At 54.5% G+C, this 17372-nt stretch carries 7 protein-coding genes and 1 pseudogene; 7 read left to right on the top strand and 1 reads right to left on the bottom strand.

The window, feature by feature from the left end; genetic code table 11:
* Positions 1 to 212 (bottom strand): annotated as a pseudogene (locus FG24_RS12335) (transglutaminase-like cysteine peptidase); the annotation flags it as partial.
* Positions 213 to 432: 220 nt separating this feature from the next.
* Here FG24_RS12335 and FG24_RS12330 point away from each other — a divergent pair.
* The 7 genes from FG24_RS12330 to FG24_RS12655 all read left to right on the top strand — a co-directional run bounded on the left by FG24_RS12330 (position 433) and on the right by FG24_RS12655 (position 16824).
* Positions 433 to 621, top strand: coding sequence for a hypothetical protein (locus FG24_RS12330; RefSeq protein WP_036303737.1), 189 nt, complete (start codon positions 433 to 435; stop codon positions 619 to 621).
* Complete coding sequence (locus tag FG24_RS12325; protein WP_036303734.1) at positions 618 to 926, top strand: hypothetical protein; 309 nt, start codon at positions 618 to 620, stop codon at positions 924 to 926. The genes FG24_RS12330 and FG24_RS12325 overlap by 4 nt, the downstream gene beginning before the upstream one ends.
* An 85-nt stretch (positions 927 to 1011) precedes the next feature.
* Positions 1012 to 1251, top strand: a complete 240-nt coding sequence (locus FG24_RS12320) for a VCBS domain-containing protein (RefSeq protein WP_081880991.1) — start codon at positions 1012 to 1014, stop codon at positions 1249 to 1251.
* 45 nt (positions 1252 to 1296) lie between these two features.
* Positions 1297 to 1674, top strand: a complete 378-nt coding sequence (locus FG24_RS12315) for a hypothetical protein (RefSeq protein WP_036303731.1) — start codon at positions 1297 to 1299, stop codon at positions 1672 to 1674.
* Positions 1671 to 2060 carry a VCBS domain-containing protein gene (locus tag FG24_RS12310; RefSeq protein WP_036303730.1) on the top strand — a complete coding sequence of 130 codons (390 nt, stop codon included), beginning with the start codon at positions 1671 to 1673 and terminating at the stop codon, positions 2058 to 2060. The genes FG24_RS12315 and FG24_RS12310 overlap by 4 nt, the downstream gene beginning before the upstream one ends.
* Positions 2061 to 2245: 185 nt before the next feature.
* Entirely contained in the window at positions 2246 to 2845 is a 600-nt protein-coding gene (locus FG24_RS12305; RefSeq protein WP_036303728.1) for a VCBS domain-containing protein, read from the top strand.
* 101 nt (positions 2846 to 2946) lie between these two features.
* Complete coding sequence (locus FG24_RS12655) at positions 2947 to 16824, top strand: VCBS domain-containing protein (protein WP_036303726.1); 13878 nt, start codon at positions 2947 to 2949, stop codon at positions 16822 to 16824.
* Positions 16825 to 17372: the final 548 nt, after the last annotated feature.

Below are 17372 nucleotides of genomic sequence, written 5' to 3'. Positions count from 1 at the left end.
GCATTTCTCAGTGTTGTGATGAGTTGTTGTAATTCCACGAAGTCATCGTGGGCTTCATCACCATATTTCTGCTTGGCTAGCGTGGCGAGTTTGTTAGCGTCATAGCCTTCTGCCGAAATATAGTGAAAGCATAGTGGCAAAAACATCATCATCACAACGATGCATAATCGCAACTTTTGTGTGCCTAATGTTTTATTAATGATAGCAGTCACTCATGCTCCAAAATGTAATGTCAGATTGACATTAATGCCCTGAAATATCATACCTTAACTACCATTGATTCTTGAAACTTTAAGGACGCTTGATGCTTTTTAAAGTGATTGGTGACATATTGGCCATTGGTACAATATGCTTTCGCTATTTCAAGGTGTTTAATGTTAAGTAACGCATAAAAGCTTAACCGTAAGCTCTAATATTTCTTAGGATATTAACATGGCATTAATCGGCAAAATCATCGCAATCACAGGTACTGCGACATTAATTTCAAATAACGGTAATCAGCGTGACTTGAGATTAGGTGACAACATTCAAACTGCGGATACCATTAAAACTGGTGCAGGTGTTGAGGTGGAGTTGCAGTTGGCCAACGGTCAAGTAATCCATATCGGGCTGAGCAGTTGATCGCTTTTGCAGATGAGCTTGTTGAGGCCTTTGTGCCTGCATCTCTGGATAGTTCGGTGAATGTGGCCACGATAGATACTGTTGTTAAAGCGATTGAAGAGGGTAAAGATATTAGTGAGGTGTTGGAAGAAACTGCCGCAGGTCCTGGTGGCTCTTCTAATAGCTATGGTTTTGGGTTTGTTGATCTTCTGAGAATTAACGACGATCTTAATAATTTTAGATTTGCTTATGAATTTGGCTCTGCAACTCCTATTGATACAGCATTGTCGGCAATAGTTTTGCAGATGTTATTAATCGCAAGATGAAATACTGTGGCGGTGAACGACAAGCATCACAGAAGACGCCGCCCGAACACGGTGAGCGGCACAGTGCTCAGCAACGACACGGTCGGTGCAGACAGCAACGCGACCCGATCAGCGCCTACAGTGCAACCTAACGTACGGCAGTCTGGTGTTGAACAGCGACGGCACTTACAGCTACACACTGAACAACGCCAACCCAGCGGTGAACGCGCTCAACAACGGTCAAACCTTGATCGACAGCTACACCTACACGCTGACCGATGGCGACGGCACGACAACGACAGCCGTGCTCAACATCACCATTAACGGCAACACCGATGGCGCCTAGCGTCAGTATCCTGACACCAACGGCCTTGCGGCTGGCGACAGCACCTTGCCTGAGACCGCAGGCGCGACGGCAGGTAGCTTCAGTGTCAGCACCCCGGGCCTCGCCAGCATTAGCGTAGGCGGCACCACCGTGACCGAAGCACAACTCGGCAATCTTGGCAGCAGCCCAGTCAGCATCAACACTGGCGAAGGCACCCTGATCCTGACTGGCTACAATGCCGGCACAGGCGTCGTCAGCTACACCTACGACCCGAACGTACAAAGCGTCAACGGCGATGTCACCGATAGCATCGCGATTAGCGTGACCGACGACCTAGGCGCCACCAGTCCGATCAATAACCTCGACATCGTGATCACCGACAGCAGCCCAGTGGCGGTGAACGACAGCGCCAGCATCACAGAAGACGCCCCCCGAACACGGTGAGCGGCACAGTGCTCAGCAACGACACGGTCGGTGCAGACAGCAACGCGACCCCGATCAGCGCCTACAGTGGCAACCTAACGTACGGCAGTCTGGTGTTGAACAGCGACGGCACTTACAGCTACACACTGAACAACGCCAACCCAGCGGTGAACGCGCTCAACAACGGTCAAACCTTGATCGACAGCTACACCTACACGCTGACCGATGGCGACGGCACGACAACGACAGCGTGCTCAACATCCATTAACGGCAACACCGATGCGCGCCTAGCGTCAGTATCCCTGACACCAACGGCCTTGCGGCTGGCGACAGCACCTTGCCTGAGACCGCAGGCGCGACGGCAGGTAGCTTCAGTGTCAGCACCCCGGCCGGCCTCGCAGCATTAGCGTAGGCGGCACACCGTGACCGAAGCACAACTCGGCAATCTTGGCAGCAGCCAGTCAGCATCAACACTGGCGAAGGCACCCTGATCCTGACTGGCTACAATGCCGGCACAGGCGTCGTCAGCTACACCTACGACCCGAACGTACAAAGCGTCAACGGCGATGTCACCGATAGCATCGCGATTAGCGTGACCGACGACCTAGGCGCCACCAGTCCGATCAATAACCTCGACATCGTGATCACCGACAGCAGCCCAGTGGCGGTGAACGACAGCGCCAGCATCACAGAAGACGCCGCCCCGAACACGGTGAGCGGCACAGTGCTCAGCAACGACACGGTCGGTGCAGACAGCAACGCGACCCCGATCAGCGCCTACAGTGGCAACCTAACGTACGGCAGTCTGGTGTTGAACAGCGACGGCACTTACAGCTACACACTGAACAACGCCAACCCAGCGGTGAACGCGCTCAACAACGGTCAAACCTTGATCGACAGCTACACCTACACGCTGACCGATGGCGACGGCACGACAACGACAGCCGTGCTCAACATCACCATTAACGGCAACACCGATGGCGCGCCTAGCGTCAGTATCCCTGACACCAACGGCCTTGCGGCTGGCGACAGCACCTTGCCTGAGACCGCAGGCGCGACGGCAGGTAGCTTCAGTGTCAGCACCCCGGCCGGCCTCGCCAGCATTAGCGTAGGCGGCACCACCGTGACCGAAGCACAACTCGGCAATCTTGGCAGCAGCCAGTCAGCATCAACACTGGCGAAGGCACCCTGATCCTGACTGGCTACAATGCCGGCACAGGCGTCGTCAGCTACACCTACGACCCGAACGTACAAAGCGTCAACGGCGATGTCACCGATAGCATCGCGATTAGCGTGACCGACGACCTAGGCGCCACCAGTCCGATCAATAACCTCGACATCGTGATCACCGACAGCAGCCCAGTGGCGGTGAACGACAGCGCCAGCATCACAGAAGACGCCGCCCCGAACACGGTGAGCGGCACAGTGCTCAGCAACGACACGGTCGGTGCAGACAGCAACGCGACCCCGATCAGCGCCTACAGTGGCAACCTAACGTACGGCAGTCTGGTGTTGAACAGCGACGGCACTTACAGCTACACACTGAACAACGCCAACCCAGCGGTGAACGCGCTCAACAACGGTCAAACCTTGATCGACAGCTACACCTACACGCTGACCGATGGCGACGGCACGACAACGACAGCCGTGCTCAACATCACCATTAACGGCAACACCGATGGCGCGCCTAGCGTCAGTATCCCTGACACCAACGGCCTTGCGGCTGGCGACAGCACCTTGCCTGAGACCGCAGGCGCGACGGCAGGTAGCTTCAGTGTCAGCACCCCGGCCGGCCTCGCCAGCATTAGCGTAGGCGGCACCACCGTGACCGAAGCACAACTCGGCAATCTTGGCAGCAGCCCAGTCAGCATCAACACTGGCGAAGGCACCCTGATCCTGACTGGCTACAATGCCGGCACAGGCGTCGTCAGCTACACCTACGACCCGAACGTACAAAGCGTCAACGGCGATGTCACCGATAGCATCGCGATTAGCGTGACCGACGACCTAGGCGCCACCAGTCCGATCAATAACCTCGACATCGTGATCACCGACAGCAGCCCAGTGGCGGTGAACGACAGCGCCAGCATCACAGAAGACGCCGCCCCGAACACGGTGAGCGGCACAGTGCTCAGCAACGACACGGTCGGTGCAGACAGCAACGCGACCCCGATCAGCGCCTACAGTGGCAACCTAACGTACGGCAGTCTGGTGTTGAACAGCGACGGCACTTACAGCTACACACTGAACAACGCCAACCCAGCGGTGAACGCGCTCAACAACGGTCAAACCTTGATCGACAGCTACACCTACACGCTGACCGATGGCGACGGCACGACAACGACAGCCGTGCTCAACATCACCATTAACGGCAACACCGATGGCGCGCCTAGCGTCAGTATCCCTGACACCAACGGCCTTGCGGCTGGCGACAGCACCTTGCCTGAGACCGCAGGCGCGACGGCAGGTAGCTTCAGTGTCAGCACCCCGGCCGGCCTCGCCAGCATTAGCGTAGGCGGCACCACCGTGACCGAAGCACAACTCGGCAATCTTGGCAGCAGCCCAGTCAGCATCAACACTGGCGAAGGCACCCTGATCCTGACTGGCTACAATGCCGGCACAGGCGTCGTCAGCTACACCTACGACCCGAACGTACAAAGCGTCAACGGCGATGTCACCGATAGCATCGCGATTAGCGTGACCGACGACCTAGGCGCCACCAGTCCGATCAATAACCTCGACATCGTGATCACCGACAGCAGCCCAGTGGCGGTGAACGACAGCGCCAGCATCACAGAAGACGCCGCCCCGAACACGGTGAGCGGCACAGTGCTCAGCAACGACACGGTCGGTGCAGACAGCAACGCGACCCCGATCAGCGCCTACAGTGGCAACCTAACGTACGGCAGTCTGGTGTTGAACAGCGACGGCACTTACAGCTACACACTGAACAACGCCAACCCAGCGGTGAACGCGCTCAACAACGGTCAAACCTTGATCGACAGCTACACCTACACGCTGACCGATGGCGACGGCACGACAACGACAGCCGTGCTCAACATCACCATTAACGGCAACACCGATGGCGCGCCTAGCGTCAGTATCCCTGACACCAACGGCCTTGCGGCTGGCGACAGCACCTTGCCTGAGACCGCAGGCGCGACGGCAGGTAGCTTCAGTGTCAGCACCCCGGCCGGCCTCGCCAGCATTAGCGTAGGCGGCACCACCGTGACCGAAGCACAACTCGGCAATCTTGGCAGCAGCCCAGTCAGCATCAACACTGGCGAAGGCACCCTGATCCTGACTGGCTACAATGCCGGCACAGGCGTCGTCAGCTACACCTACGACCCGAACGTACAAAGCGTCAACGGCGATGTCACCGATAGCATCGCGATTAGCGTGACCGACGACCTAGGCGCCACCAGTCCGATCAATAACCTCGACATCGTGATCACCGACAGCAGCCCAGTGGCGGTGAACGACAGCGCCAGCATCACAGAAGACGCCGCCCCGAACACGGTGAGCGGCACAGTGCTCAGCAACGACACGGTCGGTGCAGACAGCAACGCGACCCCGATCAGCGCCTACAGTGGCAACCTAACGTACGGCAGTCTGGTGTTGAACAGCGACGGCACTTACAGCTACACACTGAACAACGCCAACCCAGCGGTGAACGCGCTCAACAACGGTCAAACCTTGATCGACAGCTACACCTACACGCTGACCGATGGCGACGGCACGACAACGACAGCCGTGCTCAACATCACCATTAACGGCAACACCGATGGCGCGCCTAGCGTCAGTATCCCTGACACCAACGGCCTTGCGGCTGGCGACAGCACCTTGCCTGAGACCGCAGGCGCGACGGCAGGTAGCTTCAGTGTCAGCACCCCGGCCGGCCTCGCCAGCATTAGCGTAGGCGGCACCACCGTGACCGAAGCACAACTCGGCAATCTTGGCAGCAGCCCAGTCAGCATCAACACTGGCGAAGGCACCCTGATCCTGACTGGCTACAATGCCGGCACAGGCGTCGTCAGCTACACCTACGACCCGAACGTACAAAGCGTCAACGGCGATGTCACCGATAGCATCGCGATTAGCGTGACCGACGACCTAGGCGCCACCAGTCCGATCAATAACCTCGACATCGTGATCACCGACAGCAGCCCAGTGGCGGTGAACGACAGCGCCAGCATCACAGAAGACGCCGCCCCGAACACGGTGAGCGGCACAGTGCTCAGCAACGACACGGTCGGTGCAGACAGCAACGCGACCCCGATCAGCGCCTACAGTGGCAACCTAACGTACGGCAGTCTGGTGTTGAACAGCGACGGCACTTACAGCTACACACTGAACAACGCCAACCCAGCGGTGAACGCGCTCAACAACGGTCAAACCTTGATCGACAGCTACACCTACACGCTGACCGATGGCGACGGCACGACAACGACAGCCGTGCTCAACATCACCATTAACGGCAACACCGATGGCGCGCCTAGCGTCAGTATCCCTGACACCAACGGCCTTGCGGCTGGCGACAGCACCTTGCCTGAGACCGCAGGCGCGACGGCAGGTAGCTTCAGTGTCAGCACCCCGGCCGGCCTCGCCAGCATTAGCGTAGGCGGCACCACCGTGACCGAAGCACAACTCGGCAATCTTGGCAGCAGCCCAGTCAGCATCAACACTGGCGAAGGCACCCTGATCCTGACTGGCTACAATGCCGGCACAGGCGTCGTCAGCTACACCTACGACCCGAACGTACAAAGCGTCAACGGCGATGTCACCGATAGCATCGCGATTAGCGTGACCGACGACCTAGGCGCCACCAGTCCGATCAATAACCTCGACATCGTGATCACCGACAGCAGCCCAGTGGCGGTGAACGACAGCGCCAGCATCACAGAAGACGCCGCCCCGAACACGGTGAGCGGCACAGTGCTCAGCAACGACACGGTCGGTGCAGACAGCAACGCGACCCCGATCAGCGCCTACAGTGGCAACCTAACGTACGGCAGTCTGGTGTTGAACAGCGACGGCACTTACAGCTACACACTGAACAACGCCAACCCAGCGGTGAACGCGCTCAACAACGGTCAAACCTTGATCGACAGCTACACCTACACGCTGACCGATGGCGACGGCACGACAACGACAGCCGTGCTCAACATCACCATTAACGGCAACACCGATGGCGCGCCTAGCGTCAGTATCCCTGACACCAACGGCCTTGCGGCTGGCGACAGCACCTTGCCTGAGACCGCAGGCGCGACGGCAGGTAGCTTCAGTGTCAGCACCCCGGCCGGCCTCGCCAGCATTAGCGTAGGCGGCACCACCGTGACCGAAGCACAACTCGGCAATCTTGGCAGCAGCCCAGTCAGCATCAACACTGGCGAAGGCACCCTGATCCTGACTGGCTACAATGCCGGCACAGGCGTCGTCAGCTACACCTACGACCCGAACGTACAAAGCGTCAACGGCGATGTCACCGATAGCATCGCGATTAGCGTGACCGACGACCTAGGCGCCACCAGTCCGATCAATAACCTCGACATCGTGATCACCGACAGCAGCCCAGTGGCGGTGAACGACAGCGCCAGCATCACAGAAGACGCCGCCCCGAACACGGTGAGCGGCACAGTGCTCAGCAACGACACGGTCGGTGCAGACAGCAACGCGACCCCGATCAGCGCCTACAGTGGCAACCTAACGTACGGCAGTCTGGTGTTGAACAGCGACGGCACTTACAGCTACACACTGAACAACGCCAACCCAGCGGTGAACGCGCTCAACAACGGTCAAACCTTGATCGACAGCTACACCTACACGCTGACCGATGGCGACGGCACGACAACGACAGCCGTGCTCAACATCACCATTAACGGCAACACCGATGGCGCGCCTAGCGTCAGTATCCCTGACACCAACGGCCTTGCGGCTGGCGACAGCACCTTGCCTGAGACCGCAGGCGCGACGGCAGGTAGCTTCAGTGTCAGCACCCCGGCCGGCCTCGCCAGCATTAGCGTAGGCGGCACCACCGTGACCGAAGCACAACTCGGCAATCTTGGCAGCAGCCCAGTCAGCATCAACACTGGCGAAGGCACCCTGATCCTGACTGGCTACAATGCCGGCACAGGCGTCGTCAGCTACACCTACGACCCGAACGTACAAAGCGTCAACGGCGATGTCACCGATAGCATCGCGATTAGCGTGACCGACGACCTAGGCGCCACCAGTCCGATCAATAACCTCGACATCGTGATCACCGACAGCAGCCCAGTGGCGGTGAACGACAGCGCCAGCATCACAGAAGACGCCGCCCCGAACACGGTGAGCGGCACAGTGCTCAGCAACGACACGGTCGGTGCAGACAGCAACGCGACCCCGATCAGCGCCTACAGTGGCAACCTAACGTACGGCAGTCTGGTGTTGAACAGCGACGGCACTTACAGCTACACACTGAACAACGCCAACCCAGCGGTGAACGCGCTCAACAACGGTCAAACCTTGATCGACAGCTACACCTACACGCTGACCGATGGCGACGGCACGACAACGACAGCCGTGCTCAACATCACCATTAACGGCAACACCGATGGCGCGCCTAGCGTCAGTATCCCTGACACCAACGGCCTTGCGGCTGGCGACAGCACCTTGCCTGAGACCGCAGGCGCGACGGCAGGTAGCTTCAGTGTCAGCACCCCGGCCGGCCTCGCCAGCATTAGCGTAGGCGGCACCACCGTGACCGAAGCACAACTCGGCAATCTTGGCAGCAGCCCAGTCAGCATCAACACTGGCGAAGGCACCCTGATCCTGACTGGCTACAATGCCGGCACAGGCGTCGTCAGCTACACCTACGACCCGAACGTACAAAGCGTCAACGGCGATGTCACCGATAGCATCGCGATTAGCGTGACCGACGACCTAGGCGCCACCAGTCCGATCAATAACCTCGACATCGTGATCACCGACAGCAGCCCAGTGGCGGTGAACGACAGCGCCAGCATCACAGAAGACGCCGCCCCGAACACGGTGAGCGGCACAGTGCTCAGCAACGACACGGTCGGTGCAGACAGCAACGCGACCCCGATCAGCGCCTACAGTGGCAACCTAACGTACGGCAGTCTGGTGTTGAACAGCGACGGCACTTACAGCTACACACTGAACAACGCCAACCCAGCGGTGAACGCGCTCAACAACGGTCAAACCTTGATCGACAGCTACACCTACACGCTGACCGATGGCGACGGCACGACAACGACAGCCGTGCTCAACATCACCATTAACGGCAACACCGATGGCGCGCCTAGCGTCAGTATCCCTGACACCAACGGCCTTGCGGCTGGCGACAGCACCTTGCCTGAGACCGCAGGCGCGACGGCAGGTAGCTTCAGTGTCAGCACCCCGGCCGGCCTCGCCAGCATTAGCGTAGGCGGCACCACCGTGACCGAAGCACAACTCGGCAATCTTGGCAGCAGCCCAGTCAGCATCAACACTGGCGAAGGCACCCTGATCCTGACTGGCTACAATGCCGGCACAGGCGTCGTCAGCTACACCTACGACCCGAACGTACAAAGCGTCAACGGCGATGTCACCGATAGCATCGCGATTAGCGTGACCGACGACCTAGGCGCCACCAGTCCGATCAATAACCTCGACATCGTGATCACCGACAGCAGCCCAGTGGCGGTGAACGACAGCGCCAGCATCACAGAAGACGCCGCCCCGAACACGGTGAGCGGCACAGTGCTCAGCAACGACACGGTCGGTGCAGACAGCAACGCGACCCCGATCAGCGCCTACAGTGGCAACCTAACGTACGGCAGTCTGGTGTTGAACAGCGACGGCACTTACAGCTACACACTGAACAACGCCAACCCAGCGGTGAACGCGCTCAACAACGGTCAAACCTTGATCGACAGCTACACCTACACGCTGACCGATGGCGACGGCACGACAACGACAGCCGTGCTCAACATCACCATTAACGGCAACACCGATGGCGCGCCTAGCGTCAGTATCCCTGACACCAACGGCCTTGCGGCTGGCGACAGCACCTTGCCTGAGACCGCAGGCGCGACGGCAGGTAGCTTCAGTGTCAGCACCCCGGCCGGCCTCGCCAGCATTAGCGTAGGCGGCACCACCGTGACCGAAGCACAACTCGGCAATCTTGGCAGCAGCCCAGTCAGCATCAACACTGGCGAAGGCACCCTGATCCTGACTGGCTACAATGCCGGCACAGGCGTCGTCAGCTACACCTACGACCCGAACGTACAAAGCGTCAACGGCGATGTCACCGATAGCATCGCGATTAGCGTGACCGACGACCTAGGCGCCACCAGTCCGATCAATAACCTCGACATCGTGATCACCGACAGCAGCCCAGTGGCGGTGAACGACAGCGCCAGCATCACAGAAGACGCCGCCCCGAACACGGTGAGCGGCACAGTGCTCAGCAACGACACGGTCGGTGCAGACAGCAACGCGACCCCGATCAGCGCCTACAGTGGCAACCTAACGTACGGCAGTCTGGTGTTGAACAGCGACGGCACTTACAGCTACACACTGAACAACGCCAACCCAGCGGTGAACGCGCTCAACAACGGTCAAACCTTGATCGACAGCTACACCTACACGCTGACCGATGGCGACGGCACGACAACGACAGCCGTGCTCAACATCACCATTAACGGCAACACCGATGGCGCGCCTAGCGTCAGTATCCCTGACACCAACGGCCTTGCGGCTGGCGACAGCACCTTGCCTGAGACCGCAGGCGCGACGGCAGGTAGCTTCAGTGTCAGCACCCCGGCCGGCCTCGCCAGCATTAGCGTAGGCGGCACCACCGTGACCGAAGCACAACTCGGCAATCTTGGCAGCAGCCCAGTCAGCATCAACACTGGCGAAGGCACCCTGATCCTGACTGGCTACAATGCCGGCACAGGCGTCGTCAGCTACACCTACGACCCGAACGTACAAAGCGTCAACGGCGATGTCACCGATAGCATCGCGATTAGCGTGACCGACGACCTAGGCGCCACCAGTCCGATCAATAACCTCGACATCGTGATCACCGACAGCAGCCCAGTGGCGGTGAACGACAGCGCCAGCATCACAGAAGACGCCGCCCCGAACACGGTGAGCGGCACAGTGCTCAGCAACGACACGGTCGGTGCAGACAGCAACGCGACCCCGATCAGCGCCTACAGTGGCAACCTAACGTACGGCAGTCTGGTGTTGAACAGCGACGGCACTTACAGCTACACACTGAACAACGCCAACCCAGCGGTGAACGCGCTCAACAACGGTCAAACCTTGATCGACAGCTACACCTACACGCTGACCGATGGCGACGGCACGACAACGACAGCCGTGCTCAACATCACCATTAACGGCAACACCGATGGCGCGCCTAGCGTCAGTATCCCTGACACCAACGGCCTTGCGGCTGGCGACAGCACCTTGCCTGAGACCGCAGGCGCGACGGCAGGTAGCTTCAGTGTCAGCACCCCGGCCGGCCTCGCCAGCATTAGCGTAGGCGGCACCACCGTGACCGAAGCACAACTCGGCAATCTTGGCAGCAGCCCAGTCAGCATCAACACTGGCGAAGGCACCCTGATCCTGACTGGCTACAATGCCGGCACAGGCGTCGTCAGCTACACCTACGACCCGAACGTACAAAGCGTCAACGGCGATGTCACCGATAGCATCGCGATTAGCGTGACCGACGACCTAGGCGCCACCAGTCCGATCAATAACCTCGACATCGTGATCACCGACAGCAGCCCAGTGGCGGTGAACGACAGCGCCAGCATCACAGAAGACGCCGCCCCGAACACGGTGAGCGGCACAGTGCTCAGCAACGACACGGTCGGTGCAGACAGCAACGCGACCCCGATCAGCGCCTACAGTGGCAACCTAACGTACGGCAGTCTGGTGTTGAACAGCGACGGCACTTACAGCTACACACTGAACAACGCCAACCCAGCGGTGAACGCGCTCAACAACGGTCAAACCTTGATCGACAGCTACACCTACACGCTGACCGATGGCGACGGCACGACAACGACAGCCGTGCTCAACATCACCATTAACGGCAACACCGATGGCGCGCCTAGCGTCAGTATCCCTGACACCAACGGCCTTGCGGCTGGCGACAGCACCTTGCCTGAGACCGCAGGCGCGACGGCAGGTAGCTTCAGTGTCAGCACCCCGGCCGGCCTCGCCAGCATTAGCGTAGGCGGCACCACCGTGACCGAAGCACAACTCGGCAATCTTGGCAGCAGCCCAGTCAGCATCAACACTGGCGAAGGCACCCTGATCCTGACTGGCTACAATGCCGGCACAGGCGTCGTCAGCTACACCTACGACCCGAACGTACAAAGCGTCAACGGCGATGTCACCGATAGCATCGCGATTAGCGTGACCGACGACCTAGGCGCCACCAGTCCGATCAATAACCTCGACATCGTGATCACCGACAGCAGCCCAGTGGCGGTGAACGACAGCGCCAGCATCACAGAAGACGCCGCCCCGAACACGGTGAGCGGCACAGTGCTCAGCAACGACACGGTCGGTGCAGACAGCAACGCGACCCCGATCAGCGCCTACAGTGGCAACCTAACGTACGGCAGTCTGGTGTTGAACAGCGACGGCACTTACAGCTACACACTGAACAACGCCAACCCAGCGGTGAACGCGCTCAACAACGGTCAAACCTTGATCGACAGCTACACCTACACGCTGACCGATGGCGACGGCACGACAACGACAGCCGTGCTCAACATCACCATTAACGGCACAAATGATGCCCCTGTAATAGACCTTGATGCAAATAACTCCACATCAACTGGTGTGAATTTTGTTACTACATATACTGAAAATGGTGCTGGTATCTCTATTGCTGATACTGATATTGCAATCACGGATGTTGACTCTACCAATTTAGTGAGTGCAGTGATTACATTAACTAATATGCAAGCTGGTGATGTACTTGCTGCAGGCGGGTTACCTGCAGGTATTGCTAGCAGCATTGTAGGTAATGTGGTGACATTAAGCGGCAATGCTACTTTGGCTAATTACCAATCAGCAATTCGTGCGATTACTTTTGCAAACACAAGCGATGCACCAAATACAACTCCTAGAAATATTACTGTGGTTGTCAATGACGGATTTGCGAACTCGAACACAGCTACTGCCACTATTAATGTTATTGCTGTGAATGATGCCCCAGTTGGTGTGGCAGACGTGTTTAACGGCGCTAACAGTGTGTTGGAAGGAGCGACTGTTGTTCGCGGCAATGTGTTGGCGAATGATACCGATGTGGATTCGGCACTTGCTAATTTAACAGTCGCTCAATTTGCTACAAATAGTGGGTCTTCTGCTACAACTGCAAACGGTACGAGTTCAATTACTACGGCATTAGGCGGTACTGTCGTGATGAATGCTAACGGTACATTTACTTATACTGCGCCAACACGTAATCATAGTGATGCAAGCCCTGATGTAGATAGTTTTGTGTATAAAGCATCTGATGGTGGTCAAACTTCAGCTTGGACCACAGTCACAATCAATATTGCTGATTCATCACCAGTAGCTAATAATGATTTGGACAGTGTTGGTATCGGTGGTACGACCACAGGGAATGTGATTACTGGTGCGGGCGGTATTGCTTCTGGTGGTGCTGACTCATTCCTTGATGCACCAACAAGATTATCCACCGTGACATATGGTGGTGTTACATACACAGTTGGTGTAGGTGGGCAGACAATCAATACCGCAAATGGAACTCTTGTGATTCAGCAAGATGGTAGTTATACCTACAATTCCAGTTATCAAACTATTTCAGTGGCGGCTTCTCCAGGAAACACTGGTGCGACCATTGCACAATGGAACACCTCTGGTGTTCAATTATACGGCTTTGAATCTACTAACGGACAGAGAGCTACATTATATGGAGGTAGCAGTGGAAACACATTTGGTAACTATCAAAATATTATTTTGGCTAACCTTAGCTCTGGATCAGGGCAAGTAACCTATAGCAATCCAAGTGGGACTACCAACGATGGCTTGGGAGTTGAGTCAGGAGGGGGAATAAATACTAATGACAATGGCAGAATAGAGCAGAATGAAAGCCTAGTGTTGGATATTAACGCTATGTCTAACTCCGCTATTGTGACACTTACCAATCTGACAAGTGGCGAGAGCGCTATCTGGCGTGCTTACAATGCATCAGGACAATTGGTTGATAGTGGTACTATTTCTGGAAGTAACGCAAATAGTAGTATTGTGACTGCAACGATTACAGCATCTTCAAGTTATCAGTATCTCGTATTTAGTTCAGGAGCTAATGGTACTCACTATCGTATTAACGGTTTAACTGTACAGCCAGATTTAACTAGCGTTACACCTGATGTATTCAATTACACTTTGATTGATGGTGATGGCACGTTATCTAATACTGCAACGTTATCAGTTAGTACGGACACTACGATTACTGCAACAGCAGATTCTGCTAGTGTTTATGAATCGGGCCTTAGCACTGGTACGCAAGCTGGTGTGCTTGCAACCACAGTAACAGGAAACTTGCTTGCCAATGATGCAGGTATTTCATCTAGCACTACAATCACAAGCATTAACGGCACAGTAGCTTCAGGCGGGACGATTACCTTGACTAACGCGACGGGTACCTTAGTTGTGAACGCTTCTACAGGCGCTTATACCTACACCTTAAATGCGGCCACCACTCAAGGTGTGAATGACACGCCGACATTTAATTATGTGCTAACCGATAGCGTTACTGGCCGAACAGCTAATGCTAATTTAGTGATTAATATTGTTGATGATGCACCTGTCGGTGGCAGTATTACTGAAACGCTACAAGCGGCTACTAATGCACTTACCTTTAACGTGGTAATCGTGTTAGACCGTTCAGGCAGTATGGCACAAGATGGGAATGGTCTATGGTCTAATCAATCAGGCTATGATGCAACTACTAACCGCATGGAGATTGCTAAAGCTGCGATTGCTCAATTGGTTGATCGTTATGATGGACTAGGAAATGTCAACGTTAAGATTGTTAGCTTTGCATCTGATGCGGTTGAAAGTGAATGGTACATTGATGATGTAACTGGGGCTGTGCGCTATGTCGATAGTATTCAGGCTGGCGGTGGTACGCAATACTCAACCGGATTAAATGAAACAATGTCTGGGTTCACGAAACCAGTAGCAGATAAGACATTGTTCTATTTTATTACTGATGGTTTGCCAAACTCTGGTTATGAAGTTGATGCAACTTTACAAACACAGTGGCAAAACTTTGTCAGCGCTAATGGAGATATCTCCTTTGGTGTTGGTATTGGCACCGCATCACTAAGTGCAATCACGCCAATTGCATACCCTAATGTGGATGCTAACGGGAACGGCACTGAGGATTATGCGATTCGTGTTGATAACCCGGCTGAGCTAGCAGATACCTTACTTGCAACGGTTGATGGTGGTGTTGTTGTTGGAAGCTTGTCTGTACTTTCAGGTAGTGGAACTAGTGGTTTCCTACTAGGAGCAGATGGCGGAAGGCTGAACAGTATTGTTGTGGATGGCGTTACTTATACCTATAGTGCAAGTGGCCCAAGTAGCATTAGCGTGCAAACTAACAAGGGCGGTGAGTTGACTGTGGACTTCCTCTCAGGTGAGTACAATTATCAGTTATTGCTCAATAGAACGGTACAAAATGAGCAAGAAATATTCTTCGTAACCGCGATTGATGGGGATGGAGATACTAGAAGCATTAACCTCAACATCAATTTAGATTATGTTGCAAACTTAGACCCTAATGCAGATACGATTCTTACCAATGTCGTAACAGGAACTCCAATTAGTGTTTCTGCTGATGCGTTACTTCATAACGACAGTGTGAGAGGTAGCGGTGGAATCACAAGTACGCAGAATGCGGTGAATGGCACGGTAAGTGGTACAGGTACTGTACAGTTCACCGCGAATGCGGTGGCGGCTAAGACGGTACAGGTTGTGACAGAGGCACCTTTTGATTCAACGTCGCAAACACAGAATACTACGCGCGAGAATGCGGTAGATTTAACAGACCGCAGTCGATTTGGCACGCTAATTTCTGGTACGCCAGCATGGGCTGTGGATGCTGTGGGCGGTAGCTCTATCGTGTTTAGCGGTGTGCTTGATAACAGTGGAAGCACTCGAGATGTTGATTACGTTAAAGTCAAAATGTATGCAGGGGAGCGCGTGTTTATTGATGTTGATAATCAAACTCAAGGAGTTAACGCATTTGTTGAGTACTTTGATGCTAACGGTGTTCTGCAAACATTTACTGTGACAACAACAGGTACAGGGACTACGCTAGCTCCTAATGGCTACTTCACAGCACCTGTGACTGGTGAGTTTTTTGTTCGCGTGCAAACCGTTGGTACGACAGACACCAATTACAACTTAGTGCTGACACTGACAGATATTGTTGGTCCGATGACGGAAAGTGGTAAGTTTGAATACACTGTTACTGAGGATGGTGTTTCCAGTTCAGCAACTGCTAGTGTTTACAATGTAGTGGGTACCACCATTACTGGTGGAGATGGGGATGAGATCTTAATCGGCGGAGCTACTAACGATACGCTGATAGCCGGTGCTGGTAATGATGTCCTTATCGGCGGCAGTGGGAACGACACGCTGTTGGGCGGAGCAGGCGCTGATCGTCTTGAAGGTGGAATCGGTAACGATACGCTCAGTGGAGGCACCGGTAACGATGTGTTGATAGGCGGTGTTGGTAGTGACACATTAACTGGTGGTCTTGGCGCAGATGTATTTAAATGGTCGCTTGCAGATGTAGGCACAGCTGGCACACCGGTGGCGGATGTTGTGACTGATTTTGATACAACCGTTGATGGCGATAAGTTAGATTTACGTGATCTGCTGCAAGGAGAGATTGGTGAGGGTGTAGGCGCTAATTTAGAAAACTACCTCCATTTCGAAAAAGTGGGCGCTGATACAGTTGTTCATATCAGCAGTAATGGTAGTTTTAATAATGGCTATAACCCAACAGCTGAAGTGCAGACGATTACCTTGCAAAATGTTGATTTAGTAGGTTCTTACACTAATGATCAACAGATTATTCAAAATCTTATCGACAATCAGAAGTTGATTACAGATTAATCATGCGATAGCACCGTTATTTATTTGTAATTAGATTTAACTTTTAACCTTTGGTGACGTAATGTTACCAAAGGTTTTTTTATGCCTATTTGTCGAAATATCATCACAATTTATGTAATTTAATGGTTGATCATGTAGATTTTAATTACCTTAAGTGTTGAAAAGTAGACGGTTTTGATGGTTGAGATGTCGGTTGAGTGTTGATTTTTAAAGGTTAAAACGCTAATTTTAAGTTTATGTAAATAAATATATATTGCATGTTTAAATTGTAAATTCTTGTAATGTAGTTGGGTATTTTAATGTAAATGATTGATAGTAATCATTCTTTTATGTAATATTTGCGCTCTAAATAGTTCTCAACGGCCAATGTTGTAAAAATTGATTTGGCTTTAGCTTCCTATTTTTAAAATCTGGTATGTTTTTTGCTGTTAAATCCACATGTTTTAAATTAGAGATTTTTGAAGCATGGCGTGTAAGACATGCATAGCGAAAGTAGTGTTTTAGAATTGGGGAAATGTTTTGAATCAGAAGTTTAAGTATAAATTAAT

The organism is Methylotenera sp. L2L1 (genome assembly GCF_000744605.1).
Classification (GTDB): domain Bacteria; phylum Pseudomonadota; class Gammaproteobacteria; order Burkholderiales; family Methylophilaceae; genus Methylotenera.
Note: the sequence above shows the minus strand (reverse complement) of the source record. Positions and strands in the feature narration are given on the sequence as shown.